The sequence below is a fragment of the Acetobacter oryzifermentans genome, assembly GCF_001628715.1.
GTDB classification, from domain to species: Bacteria; Pseudomonadota; Alphaproteobacteria; order Acetobacterales; family Acetobacteraceae; genus Acetobacter; species Acetobacter oryzifermentans.
This window is the reverse complement of the sequence record NZ_CP011120.1, coordinates 586,247-606,423: the sequence shown is the minus strand read 5'-3', so window position 1 is coordinate 606,423 and position 20,177 is coordinate 586,247. Positions and strand designations below refer to the sequence as shown.

The window sequence follows — 20,177 nt, the reverse complement described above, 5'->3', positions numbered from 1 at the left end:
ATGGGGCTTCTGGATTTCCTACGTGGATCTGGGCCGCCGGTATCCGCACGCCGGGAGCCTCGCCTTCATGCGGAAGCTGGTGTCAGCTCTCCTGCTGATAATTTTCAGGCAGGTGGGCCGTGGGTTTCGTTTCCAATGGGTGGGCCTTCCCGCTCTGGCGTGCTGGTCACTGAGCGCACCACGCTTTCGCTGCCTGCCGTCATGCAGGCCCTGCGCATCCTGTCTGGCGTGTTTGCCATGGTGCCTATGCACTATTGCCGGCACGATGGCACTGGCACGCACCGACTGACGGATGATCCGCTCTATCAGCTGATGAACGGGCGGCCAAATGACGCGCAAAGCCGGTTTGCTTTTCGGGAAATCCTGATGAGCGATCTGCTGATGGCCGGGAATTTCTACGCGTATGTCTCGCGGGATGCCTTTATGCGGCCTGTGGCGCTTACGCGGCTTGATCCGTTTGGCACATTGCCGTTGCAGTCATTCGAGCGGGCAACCGGGCAGAGTATGTTTTATGATACCACTCTGCCGGATGGCTCATCCGGGCGCTTTGCGGCGCGTGATATCTGGCACGTTAGCGGCATGAGCCGGAACGGCCTGCAAGGTCTTAGCCCTATCGCCTACATGAAAGAGGCATTTGGCGAGAGCATCGCTACAGCCACCTATGTGCAGAATTACTGGCGCAATAACGGCCAGCCGCCAGTAATTCTCACAACATCTGATCCAATTAAGCCCGCAGAACGGCAGGCCATTAAAGAAGATTGGCAAGCGCTGTATTCTGGCCCCATGAATGCAGGTACACCAGCCGTTCTAGGCCGTGGCCTGACAGCCAATTACATGCCCATGAACAACAAGGATGGGCAGCTGGTGGAAACACGCACTGCCCAGGTGCTGGATATTGCGCGTGCATGGGGTGTTCCGCCGCATCTGATTTTCGAACTGTCCAAGGCCACGTTCGGGAATATTGAGCAACAGTCTCTGGAATTCGTGATCTATCACCTTGGCCCGCATTTCGCCCGCGTGGCGGATAGCGCCATGCATGCCTTTGCGGATGCAGGCTGCATTTTCAAGCATGATCCATCCGATCTGCTGAAAGGCGGTTTTCTGGATCGTGCTCAGGGTGTTTCCGCTCTCCGTAATGCGGGCGTGATGAACACGGATGAGGCCCGCAGCAATTTCGATCTGAACCCCGTTGGTGGTGATGTCGGATCTGAGTTGTGGCGGCCAATCAATATCGGTGTGGCAGGCGAAACCCCAGCCGGAACAGAATCAGGAAACTGACATGACACGATATTATGCGCTGGAAGCGATCAGGGCACAGCCCTGGGCGATCCTTCCCGCACATCTAGGTGCTATTGAGGCCATTGCTGCCCGTGCGCTGGAAGCCCCCGTGCTGGATGTTCTGCGGGCTGATGGGCATGCAGAACGCTATCAGACCATGCTTTCAGCCGTGGCTGATACCGGCAAGCGCATGAACGGCACAAACAACGTCACGCTCAACAAGCAGGGCGTTGCCACCATTCCTGTCATGGGGCCGATTTTCCCGCGTGCCAATCTGCTAACAGAGTTTTCAGGCGCGACAGATCTTAACAGCCTGTCGGCAGATCTTCAGGCGGCGCTGTCCAGTGCGGACGTCAAGCAGATCCTCATGGTGTTTGACAGCCCCGGCGGTGTCACCACGGGTGTGAGTGACATGGCCAGCCAGATTGCGGCATCCAGCAAGCCTATCACGGCCTTTGTGCCGGGTATGGCTGCATCTGCCGCCTATTGGCTGGCAAGCCAGTGCTCCACCATCCTGATGGATAATACAGCCCTGGTTGGCTCCATCGGCGTGGTTATGTCTGGCGCAAAGCAGGTAGAGCCAGACGCAAACGGCATGATGGAGGTGGATATTGTCAGCTCCAATGCCCCAAACAAGCGGCTGGACGTCACATCCGATGATGATCAGGCGCAGATCCGCACCGTACTGGATGATCTGGAGGCCGTATTTCTCCAGGCTGTCGCACGGGGCCGCCACACATCGGTGGACAACGTAAAACAGAATTTCGGCCAAGGCGGCATGAAGGTGGCAAACAGCGCCATTTCAGCCGGAATGGCCGATGGTATCAGCACGCTTTCGGCCACCTTGGCCAAGCTTGGTGCCGCAACCCCTCCAAAAACCCCGGTAAAATCCGCTCCACGTCGCGCCGCTGCAATGGCGGATCTGGAAGCACGCCGGAAACTCGCAGAAGGACACGCGTAAATGCCCGTTCGTGACCGCATCACAGCACTCCGCAGTCGTCAGGCCGAAGTGCATGCCGAAATGGACAATATTCTGGCTGCATCAGAAAGCAATGAAGCTGGCGATCTGACAGAAGAGCAAACCGCAGCATATGACCAGTTGCGGGCAGAAGATGATCGCCTAACAGCCAGTATTGAGCGGGAAACTGACATGGAGCGCCGCCGCGCAGCAGCTGCGCGGCCGATGGCGCCTCTGCCTGCAGGAAATCCCGGTAGCCGCTCTACGGTTCCGACTCAGGCTGAGCAAAAGCTTGCTCCCGGCATCAAGTTTTCCCGTCTGGTGCAGGCTGTTGCTGCCACCCGTGGTGAAGGCGGCATGCGTGCTGTTCTGGATTTTTCAGAAAAAACGTGGGGTTCCACTTTCGCTGCCGCTGCGGCTGACAACATGGAACAGTCTGTAGATGTGCAGGGTGGTTTCCTGGTCAATACCGATTATTCCACAGATCTGATTGAGGCCCTGCGTCCTGCTGTGGCCGTTCGGAAAATGGGTGCGGTTTCCGTGCCGATGCCAAATGGCAATCTGACCTTCCGTAAGCAGACCGGCACATCCAATGCCCAGTGGATGGGGGAGCGTGCTCCTGTGCCAACATCAGCACCTGAAATCAATATGGTAGCGATGAAAGCTAAAAAATTGGGGGCATTGGTGCCGATCACCAATGATCTGCTGCGTTACAATTCAATTCAGACAGACAATCTGGTGCGCGATGACGTCACGCTTTCGGTAGCTACCGAAGAAGATCAGCAGTTCATTCGCGGAGCCGCTTCTGATTTTGCGCCTGCTGGTCTGCGTTACCTGGCTAATGCCGCCAATGTCATTGCGGCAAATGCTACGGTCAATGTGCAGAATGTGCGCAATGATCTTGGGAAACTCCGCCTGGCACTCACCAAGAATAACGTGCCCATGAGGTCTCCGGGTTACATCATCAATCCGACTCTGGTGGAATTCCTGAGCCAACTTCAAACCTCTACTGGTGCGCTGGCTTTCCCTGAAATTGAAGATGGACGGATTGGTGCCTTTCCCTATGCCAGCACCACATCTGTGCCTGATAACCTTGGCACTGCCGGCAATGAGTCTGAGCTGTATTTTGCAGATTTTTCCCAAATCCTGATTGGGGATGCTCTCCAGACTACGTTGGCAATCAGTACGGAGGCATCTTACGTGGATGCTGCGGGGGTTACGCGCTCCGCATTCCAGAATGATGAAACGCTGGTGCGTGTGATTGAGGCTGTGGATCTGAACACGCGTTACGATAGCGCCATTGCGGTGCTGACAGGGGCTGCATGGTTCCCTGGTGCGGTCGCGGGGCAGTAAAATGAAAATTGTGACCTTTACAGACCGTTGTGGCGGCATTGGTGCCGTTTACAACAAGGGTGACGTAGGCATGTTTCCAGATAACGTGGCTGATACCATCGTGGCTGCTAAAAAAGGCACTGCAAAGCCGGTGCCTGAACCGGAGCCCGCTGCACCGGAAGAAACGGGCCAAAAAGAGACGGAAACACCTCAAAATGAGGAAAAACCGGCTGAAAATGAGCCAGAAACGCCAGAAAATGGCAAATCCTAACGGTCTCCATCTGGAGGCCGTTTTTATTTGGGGTGCAGTATGACAGTTGCAGTCATTACACCTGCCGAAAAAACAGATCTGGTAACGCTGGAGAGTGTGAAAACATATCTCCAGATCTCGGATGATAGCCAAGATGCCCGGCTTGGGCAGCTTATCACCGCTGCATCTGGCTGCTTTACCGATTATTTGGGGCGTCCGTTGGCGCTCCAAACCTATCGGGAGCGCTGGACGCTGCGTGGCCGCATTCCGGGCGTCAATCTGTCCAATGGGCCAGTTGCCACCATTTTATCTGCATCTGTGGATGGGGCGGCATGGTCTGGCCCGCTGGATGAATGCGATGTTGACCGCAAGAATGCACGTATCATGGCATCTGCATTCCTGCCGCCACGGCAAATGGTTTTTCATAGGCCTGTTGTAGTGGATATCACCTACATAGCGGGCTTTCTGTTGCCTGGTATGGATATTCCTACACCAGAAAACCCGCTCCTGGCCTTGCAGGTACAAACCCTGCCTGCTTCCGTGGCTTCTGGCTGCCTGAGCACCATTCAGATGCTGAGTTGCGCCGCTGGGCGTGACCCGCTTCTGAAATCAGAAAGCACGCAAGGGGTGGGTTCGGCATCTTATGGCACGCTAGATCCTACCATTGGTGGACTGACGCCAGATGCCGTTGGCGCATTGGATCGGCTTGGCATTGCTGCGGATTGGATGGCCTGATGGGCCAGATTACCGAAACCCGCAAGCGGCTGCTTGCCAGAAGTGGCCGCCAGATGGTGCTCACGGCGCGGGATGGCAGCAATCCGGTCACGTTGCGTGCGTATGCGCCACCGCCGCAATCTTCACAGCTGGCAGACGGCATGCCCAAGGCGGCATTCATTGCCCAGACACTGGCGGATGAGCTGAATGCGGCCAACGTGACGCCACGGGCACAATGCTACCTTCAGGATGGCCCCAAAACCTACACGCTGACAGATGCCACGCCCGTTTATGACGGGGCGAACATCTGCGGCTGGACGCTGATTGCAGCAGGAGGCGACTGATGCCCTCGGAAATAGTCTGGAATGATGCCTATGCCCGTGCAAGTGCCGTGGCAGCAAAGTTGGGGCTGCTAATTGGTGATCCACTGATCTGGGATTTTACAGGTGATATCAAAGCCTTTGCTGCACTGGATCTGGCATCCTCCAGTATAGAAAGCCTGGAACTGGGTGATAAGCAGGCACAGGAAAGCGGGCAGATCTGCATCATGCTCTGGATCCCCCAGGGCAAGATGAACACACCCACCGTGCTGTCCATCATGAATGCGTTTGAGGCTGCGTTTCGCACCCAGCCAGCCGATCCGGATAAACGCTGGCCCGCTGGCCTGTTTTACGATGGCCAGAATTACACGCCACCTTCTTTTCTTGGCCAGACAGGTAACTGGTACGTCGCCACGCTGATGGTGGATTACCGCTGGCAGAATATTACGGAACAAACCCCATGAAATTCTATCCTCTTATCGAAACTGCAGCCGGTTCCGGCAAGTTCCAGCTTTCCGGCGCGGCTGTAGAAGCCGAAAGCACCACTGCCGCTCTGGCATTGATTGCACCCACCGTTGGTACAGGCCTGCGTTATGGCGCGTGGCTGTATCATGAAGTACGTGGCCTGCCGGATTTCTCGCCTGTTGCTGATGCCGAAAAAGGCAAGTCCTACACAGTGCTGGCGCAGGTTGGCGGCACAGATCAACCGTGGGTGGAAGATGGGCAGCAGCTTGTTTCTGCGCTGTGCGATGCCTCCAATCTGTGTCTGTCCATGTCGCAGTATATGGGTTTCCGCCTCGGCCTGATGCCGGTGGATGAAAAGCCTGTAGCGGCTCCGGCAACATCAGGCACTGAGGCAGCGCCTGCCTCCAGCGAAACAGAAAGCCCGGCAACGCCTGCCAGCTAACGCTGATCCCGTTTCCATCCTTTCAACACAGGCCGCCTTCGGGTGGCCTTTTTTATTGAGGTAAACATGGCTTTTACTGGAGCCACAGCAGGGCTGGCTGCTGGCGCACAAACCAATGATACGCTCATGGATTTTGTGCTGGAGGTAACCTATGCCACGCCGCCTTCGGGCAATTATCAGGCATTGCGCATCACGGGTGAAAGTTTCTCACGCGGGCAGACAACGGCGCGGCCGGAAGAAATCAATGCGCTCAAGCAGGTTTCTCAATCTGTTGTCACGCAGGTTTCCGCATCAGGCACCATTTCTGGCGCTCTGTCATCTGGCACATTTGATGATCTGATTGCTGGCGTGATGGGAGAGGATTGGTCAGAAGCACCCCCATCTGTTACAATCAATTCAAAAGCAACGCCGGCCATAACTGGCACCGTTCACCTGAAAAATTCCTATCACAGTGGGCGTGATATTATCACAATACCCGCCTCTGCGCTCGTGAATTTCCCAACATCGGGCACTGTGCATGTGGTGGATAAAATTGCTGGAATTGACGTTTTTGCCGTCTATATTCTGAATAATATTTCAAACCCCGGTTTGGAATTTTCTCCTGGCACGTTGCCGATTGCGGATGCCACAGTATTGAGTGATGGCGCCACCATTACTCTGGCTGATATCCAGAATGGCTCTTTGGATAAAACCTTCACCATTCGCAAAAAGCTTCTAGGAAAATTCCTGCTTTATCCAGGCAGTCTGGTGACGCAGGTGCAATTCCAGTTACAACAGGCGCAGTTTGGCACTGTCAGCGTAGATGTCACCAGTGCGAACGAAACACAGTCCGCCACAGATATTGCAACCGCAGTGCTGGCCGCGCCATCCGGCGATGTTCATAACTCGGTCAACAATTTTCTGGGTGCTACGGTCTTCGGCGATGCGCCGCAGGGCTGCCTGACGCAGTTTACCTGCACGCTGGCGCGTGATGGATCTGCCAATGATTATGGCATGGGGCATGCTGATGCGTGTGGTGTGCGCACTGGCCAGTTTACGGCATCTGGCAGTATTGAGTTCTATTTCCGCAGCTGGGATGAATACACTGCCTGTATTGCAGGCACACAGGGGCCGATTGTTGTAAAAACCGTTGACGATAGCGGCAACGGTTATGCCTTTGTATTTACCAATGCGGCGTTGCGGAATGGTAAAGTGAACAGCTCACAAACCAATCAGACCGTGAAAGCCTCGTTTGATATTGAGGGTAACCCGGCACCCGATGGTGGCGCCACGTTTGCCATTTTCCGTCTGAGCGGCGTTGCGGCTACCGGTTCCTGATCGTTCCTTTCCACCAAACAGGTTTCACGAATGGCATCCATAATCTGGATGCCTTTTTCATTCGTACCCACAACTCACAGGGTTTTACACAATGGCCAGACTTTCTTCCTTTACCCGCAACGCTGCTGCAATCGCTGAGGGCACACCTGTTACTGTTGGCGTGACAGACCAGTTCACCATCGTCACCAAAGGCATGACGGCAGATTATGCAGACCGTCTGTGGGCGCTGCGCCGCGCTGCTGCCATCAAATATAATACCGGCCTGTCTGCAACTGACGTGCCGGTAGATCCCAACAATCTGCCACCCTCCATGGATGATGCGTGCCAGGCGCAGGCTCTGAGTGAAAAGTGCCTGATTGACGTGCAGGATCTGGAAAATGATGATGGCGCCCCGATTGATATTGCCACCTTCAAGGAAATGATCACGCACCGCGAAAACCGCGCATTGCTTGCCCTGGCATTGCAGGCTGCGGCTTCTGTAGGCCGTGCGACCAAGGAACAGCTTCAGGCCGCTGAGGGAAACTGATAGCCGCCCTGCGCTGGCATCTGGTGGATGGGCCGGTTGCAGGGCGTTGCGGCGTGCTGCCACCGCCAAAACATGAATGGGAAGCATGGGATGCTTGGCTACGGAAAGTTGATCCAGAGCCAGCCAACATGCTGCCCTGGCGGTGCTGGCATGGCGTGGCTGGCACGCGCCTGCATCGTCCAGAGGGTTTTGGCGCGGGTATGGGGGCCATTCGTAATGTTGCCTATCCGCAGCCACTGGCTGATGCCGAGATACTGCTCTGGTGCCAGATGCACCTGCTAAATGAGGCGGAAACAGACTTCACGTTCCAGCTCGTCAAATCAATGGATCAGACATTCCTTCAGATCCGTAACCGACAGATCAAACTAGATCTGGAATACACTTTTAGGAAAAAATAGCATCATGGCACGGGCACGTATGGCAGACGTTCTGCGCAAACAGATCATTGTCTCTGCGCGTGCAAGTCTATCTTCTGCTGCTCTCCATAAAGCAGCTGCTGATGCCTGCCGTGCTAATCGTGATGAACTGATTGCATCCGGGCGTGCCTCCAGCACATTCCTCACAGCTGTGGATGGGCATGTGGGAGCTGATGAAGAAAGCGTCAATCTGGATGGTGGCATTGTCCGTTACGTGTTTTCCTATCTGGCGCAGGCCGTGGCATTTGCCCTGCAGTATTGCCAGACGCATTCGCCAGTACGCAGCGGAGCGTATCGTGACAGTTGGGCTGTGCGTGTGAATGGAGAGTGGTGGACACGTCCGGCCGCCACCATTCAGCCGGGTAGCACGGTGGAAATCGTGAATACCATGCCCTATGCCCGCAAGATTGATACGGGTGGGCAGATTACCAGTGTGCCGCCTGGAATAGTGGAGGCCGCACGGCAAGCGGCCATGAAACAATATCCCACACTCAAAATTACCCGCAAATTCCTGTCCTTGTCAGATGGGCGCGATGCCCGTGGCGAACGCCTGCCATACATCCTGAAAGCGCAGGGAATCGAAAGCGGCCTGACATTTTCCAAGAAAAGCGGGTTTGAACGTCTGCGTAAGCCACGCCGGAGCAACCGTAAGGATCGGCAGGCCGGGCAAGTCATGACGTATCCTGCCCTTGTGCTGACGGAGCCTTCCAATGGCTAAAGTTTCTGAGGTTATCAATGAAGTCATCACCCGTTTTGTGGTGGATGACCAGACTGCACAGCCCACGGAAGCCGCTGGCGCACGCATAGACACGCTTCTGGATAAAACTGATGCGCTGGTAGAAAATGGCGCACGTCTTGGCACATCCCTTAAAGAGGGGATGGAGGATACAGAAACAGCCATTTCCAGTGCTGTGGAAGCTGCCACGGCCGGGGCGGGAAAGGTTGAAAATTCTTTAGGCCACCTGGAAGATGGTATTTCCCAAATCAGTCATGATGTGCTGCTTGGCGCAGGTAATGCTGAAAAAGCCCTTACATCGATTGATACAGCGGCAGAAAATACAGCCGGAGCAGCAGACCAGATCGGCACATCTTTTGAAGATGGCTTAGGTATTATCACAAAATCTGCTGAAGACATGGGCGCTGTGATCACAGAGGCGGCCACTGATGCGGATAAAGCTCTGTCTGGAATTGGAGCAACATCTGACCAGGTCTCTGCTTCTGCGGGCAAAATGGGGGCCTCTTTTGACGATGTTCTGAGCGATACCAAAAAATCTGCTGAAGATCTGGTGACGGTTATCACCCGTAGCGCCACCAGTGCGGATAAGACCTGGCAAAATTCTGCTGCACGTACGGGGGACAGTATTTCCAAGATCCAGCGCCAGATCCGTCTGGCACAGGATGAGTATGACCGGCTGGATGCCCGTGGTGTTGAAGCCATTGGAAGCGGCAGCACCAGTCCGGAAGATGTTACGCGCGTTCTGGATGCCCAGCGGGAAAAGATTGATGCCCTGGTGCAGCAGGAAGCAAAGCTGCGTCTGGAACAGACTGCTACGGCAGAAACCTTCACCAAAATGGGTGAAGATGGTTCCAGCGCATCTGCTGTTCTGGAAAAGCTCTCTGCCGCTGAAATGGCAGAAGTCATGTCCCTGCGTGAGCTGCGGTCTGCCTTTGAAAACAATCTGCTGTCCCTGAACGGATACCGCAAGGGCGTGCAGGATATCACGGCAGATTATGCCGCCATGCAGCGTGCCTCTGATGGCGCTCTGTCCAGCATTGCCAGTTCCTACCAGAGCAATCTCAACAGCAATCTGGGCATCAGCCTGCCCAGTAATGATCTGAGCGCATCCCGTCTGGAGGATGTCACCGGCGCTTTTGCGGATGCCGATGCCATTCGGGCCAAGATTGTGCCACTGGCAGCGGCTGAACGCGATTACGCCAATGCTGTTGCAGAAGCTGATAGTGCTCTGGCAACAGGCATTATCAATCAGAAAGAATATGATGCCTATGTGGACAAGGCTACAGATAGTCTGAACCGCCAGAAAGCCGCGCAAGGTGGAAATGCGGCATCCGTTAAGCTGACTTCGTTCGAAATGGGTATTCTGGCAGACGAAACCCATAAGTTTTTTGATCAGGTTCTGGCTGGTGGCAGCCCATTGCAGGCCGCGTTCTATCAGGTGCCCAATATGGTGCAGGTGATGGGCGGTCTGGATGGCGCGCTGGCGCGAGTAGCAAGCGGCTTGGCAGGCCCCGCCGGTCTGGCCATTGCAGCGGGTGCAGCGGGTGCGGCCATTCTTGGCGTGGGCAAATATGCGGAAAGCGAACAGGAAAGCCTCGCACAGCTTTCCACCCATCTGCGTGCCACGCGGGCCGATTACAATGATATGGCCACATCTGCTGAAAATGCCGCCCGTGCGTTGCATGACCAGTATGATGATATCTCGCTCTCAGACAGCCGCACCACAGTGCAGACCATTGCGGCTGTGCCTACGGTGGATGCCAGCCAGATCCAGCGTCTGACAGCAGACAGCCGAGATCTGGCTGCGGTCATGAACACCACGGTACCAGATGCCGCCAAGACACTGGCAGCAGCATTGGAAGATCCGGACAAGGAAGCACAGGCGCTGGCAGATCAGCATTTGCCCGGCTTCAACGCTGGGTTGGTGCTGAGCGTGCAGCATATGGTGCAGATGGGCCAGCAGGCTGATGCCGTTTCCCTGGTGATCCAGAAGCTGGAAAGCGCCATTCATGGGGCTGCCGATCAGGGCCTGACACCATTTCAGGCGGCTTGGCGCAAGCTGAGCGATGAAATGGGCGGTGCATCCAGCGCCATTGCAGCAGAAACCCGTAGCATTGGAGATCTGTTTGTCTCCATGGCGACTGAGGGCATCAACGCTGCGGATGATCTGGTCAAGCAGCTTAAAAAACTGCCTGATGAACTCTCCAGCATTTGGAGTAGCATCAAAGCTGGATCATCTAGCGGCTTTAGCTGGCTGGAAGGCAAGATTGAAAAGCTGATGCCTGAAAACCTGCAAAAGCTCATGGCGCAGGGTAACACGGCAGATCCTACGTTCTCCATGCCCACCAACACAGCCGCAAACCATAGCCTTGTGCATGATGGTGGCATTTCTGCTGTGCAAAGCATGATCAATCAGGTGGCGCAAGAACAGCACCTGAATGGTGATATCACCAGTCTGATGCACGCTATTGCACCAGCGGAAAGCAGCACGGGCCAATATCTACATGGGCAGGTCGTGCGCTCCAGCGCAGGTGCCATTGGCGCCATGCAGGTGAAGCCCATAAATGCGGCCGGAAATGATCTGACAGATCTGCACGGCAATGTGTCTGCCAGTGCGGACTATCTGGTGCACCTGTATGATAAATATCACCACAATCAAAAACTTGTGGCGATGGCCTATAATTGGGGTGAAACGGCGCTGGATGAATATATCAGCGGCAAGCGCACAACTATCCCCAAGGAAACGTCTGATTATGTCACCAAGGTTACGGGCGGCAATGCTTACAGCGCTGTTGAAAGTGCCCGGATGGATCAGTCTGTTTCGTCTCAGGTCTCAAAGGGTGACCCAAGTGTTGCTGGCCAGCATGATGATTTAACCCGCTCCCTACAGGGTGAATACACTGCTCTGGGAAATTTGGACAAGGAACGCCAAGCTGGCATTATTTCCCAGAAAGAGTGGTCTGATCAGACAAAAATTATTCATGGCCAGATAGACGCTACCAGCGCCTCTCTTGCCAACCTGCGAGATCCCTTGCAGGAAGTGGATCATTCACAAACGCTGGCCGCGCAAAGTGCATCTGCCTTAACGGGTTATGACCGGCAGATGGTCAGCGTGGCGCAGGAAATTGATCAGGCGCAGCAGAAGCAGAATGGGGCACATGCATCTGCTGCTCAGATTATGGCGGCGCAGGCGCGTGAGCAATCCATTCTGGCAGACCAGTGGAATGCTGGCACCGCCGCTCTTGGAGATCAGACGCAGGCTCTGGATAAAGTCAACGCGGCCTATGCTGATGGTAAAATATCAGCAGAGGATGCAACGGAATATGTTTCTGCCTACATGGATGCGGAAAACAGCTTCCAAAAAGATACGCCTGAATTTCTGCAAGCCATGCAGGAAAGAATTGCCAAGGCAAAAGCATGGAGTGTTGCCCAGCAGAATACCCAGATAATCGGCCAGACCAATCAAAACATGGATCAGGTTGCTATCTTGCAAACTGAAACATCCCTGATCGGTTCCAATGATGATGCACGCCAGAAACTGATTGCCCATATGGAAGTAGAGCAACAGCTTTATAGGGAAGGCCGATCATTAACAGATGAATATTCCCAGAAGCTGCTGGCCAGCACAGATGCTCTTTCTAATGCCACGGCAGAATACCAGCATGCACAGCAGGTGATGAGTGATTTTACCGGCACCATCAGCGATATGACAGACCAGCTTTCTGATGGTGTTGTGCAGGGATTTGTGCAAGGCACATCAGCAGGAATGTCTTTCAAAAGCATGTTGCAAGGTGTGGAAGCATCTGTTGCCAGTACAGTTGCGCGGTTGGCATTGGTTAATCCGCTATTGAACAGCATAGATGGTCAATCCCGCACTACGCTGGGGGATATCGGTAGTCTGTTCTCCGCTGATGATAAAAGCAGTTCATTGGGCGCTTTGGGTAATCTCTCTGGGTTGTCCATCGGACAGCAACAGGCATATCGCAATTCAGTTGCAGAAAATGCTATGCCTGCTTCTGACTGGGCGCCTACTGCAAATGTGGGAATGCTCTCATCAGTTGGTTCATCTTCCGCGCTGGAAAACCTGTTTTCTGGCAAGGCAGCTGATGGCAGCGGCATTTTCAGCAGCTTTGGCAGTGCTGTTTCCTCCATCGGTTCCTACATGGGAATGGCAGGCGCGGCCTTCGGCATTGGTGAGATGGCTTACAACCTGCTGGCACCCTTATTCGCCAAGCGGGAAAAAGACTATCAATACGTTTCCGTGGATAACGGCCAGCTTGGAATAAGCGGCCATGTTTACAAGGATATTCATGACAATGATAACGTAGCATCCGGCCTTCAGACTGATCTGGACAGCATCAACAATGCGTTCGACTACACGGGCGTATCTGCCACAAACACGGATACCATCGGCAAGGTTGGCTGGTCTAAAAAGGGCAAGAAATCCACCACCTACAGCCTGACAGATCTGCTGCCTGATCTGGATCTGACAAGTTCAGACGCCACCATGCAGCAGGAGCTGAAGCAGCTCATGCCATCCAGTTTCGATAGCGTGGACACGTTCACGCAGGATCTGGAAAGCCTGAAAAGCCTTGCAGACGAACTGGACAGCATGAAAGTGTCTGTCTCAAAGTTTGATGACAGTTCCCACGTCACGGTGGATCATTTCACCGGCTACACGGGGGATATGGCCAAGGCGCTTTCCACTCTGGATGGTGGCACCTATTCCGTAGATGACCTGCAAAGCAAGTTTGAGGCTATTGAGGAATTTGTAGGCACCACAATGCCAGGGCTTCTGGATGTTACGGCATCCGGTTCCGAAAGCCTGATGCAGCAGGTGGATGACCTGAAGCAGAAATACCAGGACGCCGCCAACACGGCAGCATCCTACGGTCTGGATGCCCAGGCGCTGCTTGATAAGGGCAATGCCATTGCTGCTGCCATGATTGCCAATGAGCAAACCACGCTTTCGCAATCTGATCAGTCCGTGCAGGCACGTTATCTGTCTGCCACGGGTGATCAGGAAGGTGCGGATCTGCTCAATCAGCAGGTATCAGCAGCGCAGGAAATCCAGCAGTTGCAGGATAACTGGCGGGGCTTTCTGGGTGACAACTTTGCCGATAACGTCACCTACCAGCAGCAGCTTGCAGATCTGGAGAAAACCCAGAATGCCGAGCGGTTGCAGATCCAGCAGGAGTATCAGGAGAAATCTCTTGAGGCGCAGCAGGAATATCTGGATCAGGCAGATCAATCCGTGGCGTCTGTGTTCTCCAATCTGGGCACATATGTGCAAGGTCTGGCCACGTCTGATGCCTCGCCTTTGTCTGTGGAAGATCAATACAAGGCCGCCAACGATAATCTGAACACTGATTATCAGGCGGCCATGGGTGGTGATTACAACGCGCTTTCGCGCCTGCAATCGGATGCCCAATCTGATCTGACACTGGCCAAGGAGTGGTTTGGTTCCGGTGCTGATTACGCAAAGGAATTTCAGAAAAACCTGACCATGCTGCAATCCGTAGCCAACGTGGACACGGGACAGTTTACGGCAGCCTTGGCCAAGCAGCTTTCTGCTGATGCGGTAGATGCCACAAACCAAGTCAAACAAGCGGTGGACAGCATGAAAACTGCTGTTGTTCTGGAATTAAAGCAGTTCATGCGGGCTGCCAGCGTAAAGTAATCTTAAAATGGCAACATTCCGAACGGTTGAGCTGGATATTGTCCAGCCGGCCACGGGCACGCTTGCCCAAACGCTGAGTCATGGCACGCGGGCACACGGCACCTTGCGCCGGCAAACCCATGCACTGGAAAGCACGGATACCATCCGCTTTTCAGATGCCGGGTTTGTGGATGAAAACGGCATGCCCTATCCGCCGTATGTGACAGATGCTTTTGCGCTTGATCGGGGTCTGTCCCTGTCGGCGGATGCCATGGGCGGTTCCTTCTCGGCAGGTTCCATCACGCTGGCCAATCCAGGCGGCGTTCTGGATAGCCTGCTGACAACCCGCTTAAATGACCATCTGCCCGTGCGGATCTTTACGGGCAGCAAGGTGTGGGATGCTGCACGGCAGATCTGGAAAGATCCGCAAAGCGGCAGCCTGCTGCCTGTGTTTGCAGGTCTGGGCAAAAGCTGGAAGCCAGACCGCACCACGGCAGAAATTGATCTGCTGGATGCCACATACTGGCTGGATGGCAGCATGCCGGTTTCTACCTACGGTGGAACGGGCAAGCTGGATGGAGACAGCAACGTGGCAGGCAAGAACATGCCGCGCATCCGGGGCAGTGTGTGCAACATCACGCCCATGCTGATTGATAGCGTGAATTACGTCTATCAGATCTCGGATGGGCCTGCCTCCATCACTGCACTGTATGAAGGTGGGTATGCAGGCGGTATCGAGTTTGCTGCAACAGTTGCGGATATTTATGCAACCAGCCCGGCTCCGGGCACATATACCGTGCAGACCGGATCGGCCGGAACATGGCTGCGTCTGGGCACAAAACCTGTTTACGGCATCACAGTAGATGCAGTGGGGCAGTTCCGTTCCGGCAAAGCGCCGTCTGGTGTGCTGGATATTCTGCGGCAGATGTTGCTGGAGGATCTGGTGATGCCTGCGGCCTATATTGATGCCGGATGGGCAGAAACCTCTGCCATCGCGCCGTGGTCTGGTGGCTGGTATTGGGATGGCTCGGAAAGTGTCACAGGCAAAGAAGTTGCCACCACATTGCTTTCTGGCCTGAACATCACGCTGGTGCCCACACGTACGGGCACGCTGTTACCCATTGCATTGTCTGCCCCTACGGCATCAGAAACGCCCGTGGTGGAGCTGAATGCAGATCTGATCACGGAAATTGCAGCGGCCTCGCTGGATAGTTCGCTAGATCCGCCAACATGGCGCTGGCGTATTGGCTGGCAGCATAATTTCACGGTGCAGACCACAGGTTCCAATCTGCACCCGCAGGCCTCGGCAGATCGGCAGGCCATCATTGCCGTGGCAGATCGTGCGGCGGTGTGGTGGTCGGCTGATATCAAGAGCCGATATCGCGTGCCGAATGATCCGGCCCTTATTACCACGGCCTTGGCCAAGCAGGCGGATGCCACTCTGATTGCGCAATCTCACGGCGCATTATGGGGCACACAGCGCAGGCTCTGGGCTGTGACCATTCCGCAGGATTATGCGTGGCAACTGGAGTTGGGTGACGTGATCGGCATCACAGCTCCTGCACCTGGGCTGCAAACCCGCCAGCTTGCCCGTGTGGTGAGCGAACAGATCCGCGCAACGGATCAGACCGTGACCTTTCAGATACTGGTGTAACTTATGCAAAACTGTGGCTTCGGCTGGCAGAACAACGTGCTACGCGCCACGTTGGCCGCCAGTGCGCAGGTATCCGGCCTGCCGGTAACAAACCTGCAAAACCAGCAGGGCGCGCCAAGCTTGGGCTGGCGGGCACCGGGCACATCTGCGGTGCTTACGCTCTCTGGTGTTCCTAGTGCACAATGGCAGGCTATCAGTCTGCATCGCACCAATCTGAGTGCTACTGCAGCATGGCGGATTCGCACTGGCAGCTATGATACAGGCTGGTGGGGCGTGGATTGGCACACAGACTGGTCGGGCCCGTGCAATGTAGCTAATGGCCAATGTGTTTACGTTCTGCCCAGCATTGCAACTGATGAACGCTGTGAAATCACGATAACAGACACAGCCAACCCGGATGGGTTCCTGTCTGTGCCGCTGATCTACGCAGGCCCGTTATTCCAGCCAGTGCGCAATTTCAGCACGCAAAGCACGGCAGGCAATAATCTGGGGCAGGATACCGTGACCACGCTGGGCGGTTCGGAATTTGTCTCTGGCCGCTGGTATCAGCGCAAGCTCTCCATCGTGCACGATTCTTTGGGTGATGCCGATGCGGCTGTGCTGGATCAGATCTTGCAGGCATCTGCTACCGGCCAGAACATTCTGTTCGTGCCAGATCCTGACGCCACAACTGATGTGCTGGCGCAGAAATCCCTGTTCGGAACGCTGAGTGGCGGAGATCTGTCCAACCCATACGGGCCAGCGGATCGGCATTCCCTTACACTTGACCTCACGGAGCGCCTGTAATGGCAGCACAGCTTGGCAATTATGTGCTGGAAACAGCCACGTCACCCGGCACGGGCGGCTTTACACTCAATGGGGCGGAAGCAAACCGGCGTGCGTTTTCCGCCGCGTTTCCAAGCGGTGGGAACGTCTTTTATTTTGCCGATGATGGCTCCCAGGCCGAATGGGGCATTGGCACGCTCACCGTTGGCACGCCTAGCACGCTGGCACGCTCCACCGTTCTGGGGAACACGGCAGGCACCAAGGTTGCGCTGAATTTCCCCGGCTCTGTTGAGGTTTACAACGAAATCCCTGCTGAAATGGTGCCTGTTCTGGAACAGGACGGATCTCTGACACTGGCAGGCGGCTTGACGGTAAAGGGCAAAACCCTTGTCCAGAATGTGGATGATTTCGCCTCTCAGGAAGCTGTGCCAGCAGCGCAGGCAGATCTGCGATATCTCCAGCTGGCGACAGGGCTGCTTAACACAGATACCGCAGTAAAGGCGTTTTGGGTTGATCTGACCACAGAACCCGGATTGCCGCGCTTTGGTGTGACAGGATCTGACGGGAAAACATACGGCGCGTATGGTGTTGCCAAGGTCAATGCGCTGATGACTGCAGAATCGCAGGCCCGCAGCACTGCGGATGGCACGCTGCAGAACAATATTAATGGCAAGGTAGATAAAAATACCGGGGCCATGTCTGCGCTAACGGTTTCCATTGGCACTGGATCTTTCCAGATGACCAACACGGCAGCACCTGGCTATGCCACATGGTATCGCCCGACTGGCACAGCCACGGATGGTGTTCTGGATCTTTATTCCGATGTTGGCAGCGCCAAGGCCAATGTTCTGCGGATCACCGCAGATGGTGGCATCAACATTCTGGGGGCGGGCGCATTTCAGAAAGGCGGGAAAAATGTCGCGATGGAATCTGATCTTCCCATAGGGGCAGATCAGCGCATTCAGTCTTTCTCTGTTTCTATTGCAGATGGTGGCAGCATTGATTTCCCGGAAGCATTTTCTGGCGTGCCCACGTCCATCCAGCTACTATGCATGCAAAGCAGTTCCCGTATGACCGTGGCAAACCCTACGGCGGCACCAACGGCATCGGGCATTCCGTCTGTAGGCATTCAGATTGTAGCGGGTGATCATACGCAAGCGGTCACAACGCCCATCACTGTATGGGTGACGGCCATCGGGCCGAAATAATCCCGGTTTCCAGCGGCTTTAGGCCGCTTTTTTTGTATCAGGACACATTATGCCCACAGCAGAAAACGATGGTGCAGATCTGCGCACCGTCCTGGCGAAACTCGACACCATGCAAGGAGATCTCAGTGAGGTGAAAAAGGATCAGCGAGAAGAGCGCGATGCCCGCGTTGCCTTGGCGGCACGCACGGATGCGCTGGAAAAGCGGGATACGCTGATTTTATCCAAGATCGACAAAATGGCGATTGATGATGCTGAGCGCGCTGGCGCCACGCGCCTGACCATGTGGGTTGCCAGCATGCTGGGGCCTACCGGCATCGCAACGCTGGCCGCAGCTCTTTATCACCTGTTCAGCCATCCCTAGCTGACTGCGCTGTTTGTCAATGCAGAAGTATTCAGTTCTGAACAGTTCTGAAAAACTCTGAAAACTGAAATACGCCCACATATGAAGCCATTTCAAATGGCTGTTTTCTGCGGGTTTTGTGCTCTGGCGGACTAAATTCAGCCAGAGTGTCTGCAAATTCGTCCACTCCGGCCGCCATTGTGCGGCCTTTTTTGTATCCGGAAAAACAGATGAATGATTCCATCCAGCTGGCGGCATGCCTGTGCCGCAAGTTCGAAGGCCTGCGCCTGCATCCTTACGTTTGCCCAGCGGGTTACTGGTCTATTGGTTACGGCAATCGTGCCCTGGCCAACGGGGCCGCCGTAACTGCCAAAACTGCGCCTATTACGCAGAAGCAGGCCGAAACCCTGTTGGTTTTCACGTTGGCAGGCCTGCGGGTAAAGCTGCGCCAATTAGTGCACACGCAGCTTTCGCCAAACCGCGAAGGTGCACTGCTGGATTTCCAGTATAATCTGGGAACAGCAGCACTGGCAGGTTCCACACTTCTGAAAGATCTGAACGCGGGCCACGATATCGCGGCCAGTGATCAGCTTCTGCTTTGGAACCACATGCACCGAAACGGCCAGCTGATTACGGTGCCCGGCCTTACGGCACGGCGCCATGCGGAATGGTTGCTCTGGAGCGGGGTTAATCCCTGCGATTCGCAGCCAGTAGCACCTGCACCCTCCCCTACTTCCACAGATCAACTCAACGCGGCGGAAATCGACCGCGTGAAGGAAAACGCATGAGTGAGAGAGATCCTCTGTCCCGGCATGAACTGGATTGCCTGGCAGATCTGCTGTTTGACCGTTTTGCCCAGCGCCTGCGGCAAAGCGGCTTCCGGCTGAATGAAGAAAACATCGTTATCGAGCGCGTAGATATCAACACGCTGCCCGTGAGCCTGCGTGGTGCACAGGGCTGAACAGCCTATCCATCCCGATATTTCACACATACAGGGCATGCGCAGCGTGCTCGAAAGGTAGATCCGTGAACTTTTCTCGCATTGGTGCATATCTGCGCCAGCCCACCACGCTGTTCGCCCTGTCCCTTATTCTGGGGGATCTGGTGGCCACATGGTTCAATACCGTTTCGGCAGGAGCATCTTATACGGTCTTGATTGCCTCCCTACCTCTGCTGGTAAGCGATAACAGCGGCATCATTACAGCGCTCATGGCCAACAAGGCGGATCTGGAAAAGGCGCTGAATGCTGTGGCGGCCCATAAGGATATTGGCCCTACGGCTGCAAAGGTGATTGCCGATGCCGTGCCAGCCAGCACCATTCTGGCGGCCGCAACATCTACCATTGCTTCTTCCACTGCCGAAGCCGCACCCAAGAAAAGCAGCGCGGCTTCTGCCGTGGCGGGCGTCATGCTGCTTGGTCTGGTTGGCACCAGCCTGATGGCGTGCGGATCTGATCAGCTCGTGCAGCGCCAGCAGTCTGTTTACGGCCTGAGCCTGTCTGACGCCGCAGCAGCCCAGCTTGCGGCTGACTATGAAAAGAACCCGGCCGCAGATCCGGCTGTGGTGGCAAAGCTGAAACCAGCCTTCCAGACCGCGCATGACCAGATCAAGCCGCTCGATGACGCCGCGGCGAAAGGTGATCCGCTGTCTGAGGCTGAGGTTGAAGCCGCACAGGATGCCCTGGACGCAGCCCGCAAGCTGCTGCCAGCCAGCAAGTAATCATTTTCCTGACCTCACGAAAATGATCCCCAAGGGTGTCGGCATGACCGATGCCCTTTTTTATTGCCCGCCAGAAAT

At 55.2% G+C, this 20,177-nt stretch carries 20 protein-coding genes; all 20 read left to right on the top strand.

Annotated elements, in window-relative coordinates; all coding sequences use genetic code 11:
• The 20 genes from WG31_RS02920 (at nucleotide 1) to WG31_RS02830 (ending at nucleotide 20,099) form a co-directional block, all read left to right on the top strand.
• The gene (locus WG31_RS02920) at nucleotides 1–1,278 is read left to right on the top strand and encodes a phage portal protein (RefSeq protein ID WP_063353592.1); all 1,278 of its coding nucleotides are present in this window, start codon (nucleotides 1–3) and stop codon (nucleotides 1,276–1,278) included.
• A gap of 1 nt (nucleotide 1,279) precedes the next feature.
• Nucleotides 1,280–2,239 carry a S49 family peptidase gene (locus WG31_RS02915; RefSeq protein ID WP_063353591.1) on the top strand — a complete coding sequence of 320 codons (960 nt, stop codon included), beginning with the start codon at nucleotides 1,280–1,282 and terminating at the stop codon, nucleotides 2,237–2,239.
• On the top strand, nucleotides 2,240–3,589 hold the full coding sequence (locus WG31_RS02910; RefSeq protein WP_063353590.1) for a phage major capsid protein: 1,350 nt from the start codon (nucleotides 2,240–2,242) through the stop codon (nucleotides 3,587–3,589). It abuts the gene before it with no gap.
• A 1-nt stretch (nucleotide 3,590) separates the two neighbouring features.
• Nucleotides 3,591–3,839, top strand: a complete 249-nt coding sequence (locus tag WG31_RS02905; RefSeq protein ID WP_063353589.1) for a hypothetical protein — start codon at nucleotides 3,591–3,593, stop codon at nucleotides 3,837–3,839.
• Nucleotides 3,840–3,878: 39 nt separating this feature from the next.
• Entirely contained in the window at nucleotides 3,879–4,553 is a 675-nt protein-coding gene (locus tag WG31_RS02900; RefSeq protein ID WP_063353588.1) for a phage head-tail connector protein, read from the top strand.
• On the top strand, nucleotides 4,553–4,876 hold the full coding sequence (locus tag WG31_RS02895) for a hypothetical protein (RefSeq protein ID WP_063353587.1): 324 nt from the start codon (nucleotides 4,553–4,555) through the stop codon (nucleotides 4,874–4,876). The genes WG31_RS02900 and WG31_RS02895 overlap by 1 nt, the downstream gene beginning before the upstream one ends.
• The gene (locus WG31_RS02890; protein ID WP_063353586.1) at nucleotides 4,876–5,316 is read left to right on the top strand and encodes a hypothetical protein; all 441 of its coding nucleotides are present in this window, start codon (nucleotides 4,876–4,878) and stop codon (nucleotides 5,314–5,316) included. Before WG31_RS02895 ends, WG31_RS02890 begins: the two co-directional genes overlap by 1 nt.
• Complete coding sequence (locus WG31_RS02885; protein WP_063353585.1) at nucleotides 5,313–5,759, top strand: hypothetical protein; 447 nt, start codon at nucleotides 5,313–5,315, stop codon at nucleotides 5,757–5,759. Before WG31_RS02890 ends, WG31_RS02885 begins: the two co-directional genes overlap by 4 nt.
• Before the next feature lie 42 nt (nucleotides 5,760–5,801).
• A complete protein-coding gene (locus tag WG31_RS02880; protein WP_063353584.1) occupies nucleotides 5,802–7,076 on the top strand; it encodes a phage tail tube protein in 1,275 nt (424 codons plus the stop codon).
• Between the two features lie 91 nt (nucleotides 7,077–7,167).
• Nucleotides 7,168–7,602, top strand: a complete 435-nt coding sequence (locus WG31_RS02875) for a hypothetical protein (protein ID WP_063353583.1) — start codon at nucleotides 7,168–7,170, stop codon at nucleotides 7,600–7,602.
• Between the two features lie 23 nt (nucleotides 7,603–7,625).
• The gene (locus WG31_RS02870; protein ID WP_063353582.1) at nucleotides 7,626–8,000 is read left to right on the top strand and encodes a hypothetical protein; all 375 of its coding nucleotides are present in this window, start codon (nucleotides 7,626–7,628) and stop codon (nucleotides 7,998–8,000) included.
• A gap of 4 nt (nucleotides 8,001–8,004) precedes the next feature.
• The gene (locus tag WG31_RS02865; RefSeq protein WP_063353581.1) at nucleotides 8,005–8,736 is read left to right on the top strand and encodes a hypothetical protein; all 732 of its coding nucleotides are present in this window, start codon (nucleotides 8,005–8,007) and stop codon (nucleotides 8,734–8,736) included.
• Nucleotides 8,729–14,434, top strand: a complete 5,706-nt coding sequence (locus WG31_RS02860) for a phage tail length tape measure family protein (RefSeq protein WP_082823114.1) — start codon at nucleotides 8,729–8,731, stop codon at nucleotides 14,432–14,434. The genes WG31_RS02865 and WG31_RS02860 overlap by 8 nt, the downstream gene beginning before the upstream one ends.
• Nucleotides 14,435–14,441: 7 nt before the next feature.
• On the top strand, nucleotides 14,442–16,067 hold the full coding sequence (locus WG31_RS02855) for a hypothetical protein (protein WP_063353580.1): 1,626 nt from the start codon (nucleotides 14,442–14,444) through the stop codon (nucleotides 16,065–16,067).
• 3 nt (nucleotides 16,068–16,070) lie between these two features.
• Nucleotides 16,071–16,853, top strand: a complete 783-nt coding sequence (locus WG31_RS02850) for a hypothetical protein (RefSeq protein ID WP_063353579.1) — start codon at nucleotides 16,071–16,073, stop codon at nucleotides 16,851–16,853.
• A complete protein-coding gene (locus WG31_RS02845; protein WP_063353578.1) occupies nucleotides 16,853–18,040 on the top strand; it encodes a hypothetical protein in 1,188 nt (395 codons plus the stop codon). Before WG31_RS02850 ends, WG31_RS02845 begins: the two co-directional genes overlap by 1 nt.
• Before the next feature lie 49 nt (nucleotides 18,041–18,089).
• Nucleotides 18,090–18,401, top strand: coding sequence for a hypothetical protein (locus WG31_RS02840; protein ID WP_019089530.1), 312 nt, complete (start codon nucleotides 18,090–18,092; stop codon nucleotides 18,399–18,401).
• 209 nt (nucleotides 18,402–18,610) lie between these two features.
• The gene (locus WG31_RS02835) at nucleotides 18,611–19,168 is read left to right on the top strand and encodes a lysozyme (protein WP_063354849.1); all 558 of its coding nucleotides are present in this window, start codon (nucleotides 18,611–18,613) and stop codon (nucleotides 19,166–19,168) included.
• A complete protein-coding gene (locus tag WG31_RS15765) occupies nucleotides 19,165–19,341 on the top strand; it encodes a hypothetical protein (RefSeq protein WP_167348730.1) in 177 nt (58 codons plus the stop codon). Before WG31_RS02835 ends, WG31_RS15765 begins: the two co-directional genes overlap by 4 nt.
• Before the next feature lie 65 nt (nucleotides 19,342–19,406).
• A complete protein-coding gene (locus tag WG31_RS02830) occupies nucleotides 19,407–20,099 on the top strand; it encodes a hypothetical protein (protein WP_063353577.1) in 693 nt (230 codons plus the stop codon).
• Nucleotides 20,100–20,177: the final 78 nt, after the last annotated feature.

What these genes read in the sequence shown, in the direction of transcription:
- WG31_RS02905 (WP_063353589.1), top strand. Translation starts at nt 3,591, where the DNA reads ATGAAAATTGTGACCTTTACAGACCGTTGTGGCGGCATTGGTGCCGTT.
- WG31_RS02920 (WP_063353592.1), top strand. Translation starts at nt 1, where the DNA reads ATGGGGCTTCTGGATTTCCTACGTGGATCTGGGCCGCCGGTATCCGCA.
- WG31_RS02875 (WP_063353583.1), top strand. Translation starts at nt 7,168, where the DNA reads ATGGCCAGACTTTCTTCCTTTACCCGCAACGCTGCTGCAATCGCTGAG.
- WG31_RS02890 (WP_063353586.1), top strand. Translation starts at nt 4,876, where the DNA reads ATGCCCTCGGAAATAGTCTGGAATGATGCCTATGCCCGTGCAAGTGCC.
- WG31_RS02900 (WP_063353588.1), top strand. Translation starts at nt 3,879, where the DNA reads ATGACAGTTGCAGTCATTACACCTGCCGAAAAAACAGATCTGGTAACG.
- WG31_RS02895 (WP_063353587.1), top strand. Translation starts at nt 4,553, where the DNA reads ATGGGCCAGATTACCGAAACCCGCAAGCGGCTGCTTGCCAGAAGTGGC.
- WG31_RS02910 (WP_063353590.1), top strand. Translation starts at nt 2,240, where the DNA reads ATGCCCGTTCGTGACCGCATCACAGCACTCCGCAGTCGTCAGGCCGAA.
- WG31_RS02860 (WP_082823114.1), top strand. Translation starts at nt 8,729, where the DNA reads ATGGCTAAAGTTTCTGAGGTTATCAATGAAGTCATCACCCGTTTTGTG.
- WG31_RS02850 (WP_063353579.1), top strand. Translation starts at nt 16,071, where the DNA reads ATGCAAAACTGTGGCTTCGGCTGGCAGAACAACGTGCTACGCGCCACG.
- WG31_RS02885 (WP_063353585.1), top strand. Translation starts at nt 5,313, where the DNA reads ATGAAATTCTATCCTCTTATCGAAACTGCAGCCGGTTCCGGCAAGTTC.
- WG31_RS02835 (WP_063354849.1), top strand. Translation starts at nt 18,611, where the DNA reads ATGAATGATTCCATCCAGCTGGCGGCATGCCTGTGCCGCAAGTTCGAA.
- WG31_RS15765 (WP_167348730.1), top strand. Translation starts at nt 19,165, where the DNA reads ATGAGTGAGAGAGATCCTCTGTCCCGGCATGAACTGGATTGCCTGGCA.
- WG31_RS02840 (WP_019089530.1), top strand. Translation starts at nt 18,090, where the DNA reads ATGCCCACAGCAGAAAACGATGGTGCAGATCTGCGCACCGTCCTGGCG.
- WG31_RS02865 (WP_063353581.1), top strand. Translation starts at nt 8,005, where the DNA reads ATGGCACGGGCACGTATGGCAGACGTTCTGCGCAAACAGATCATTGTC.
- WG31_RS02915 (WP_063353591.1), top strand. Translation starts at nt 1,280, where the DNA reads ATGACACGATATTATGCGCTGGAAGCGATCAGGGCACAGCCCTGGGCG.
- WG31_RS02855 (WP_063353580.1), top strand. Translation starts at nt 14,442, where the DNA reads ATGGCAACATTCCGAACGGTTGAGCTGGATATTGTCCAGCCGGCCACG.
- WG31_RS02845 (WP_063353578.1), top strand. Translation starts at nt 16,853, where the DNA reads ATGGCAGCACAGCTTGGCAATTATGTGCTGGAAACAGCCACGTCACCC.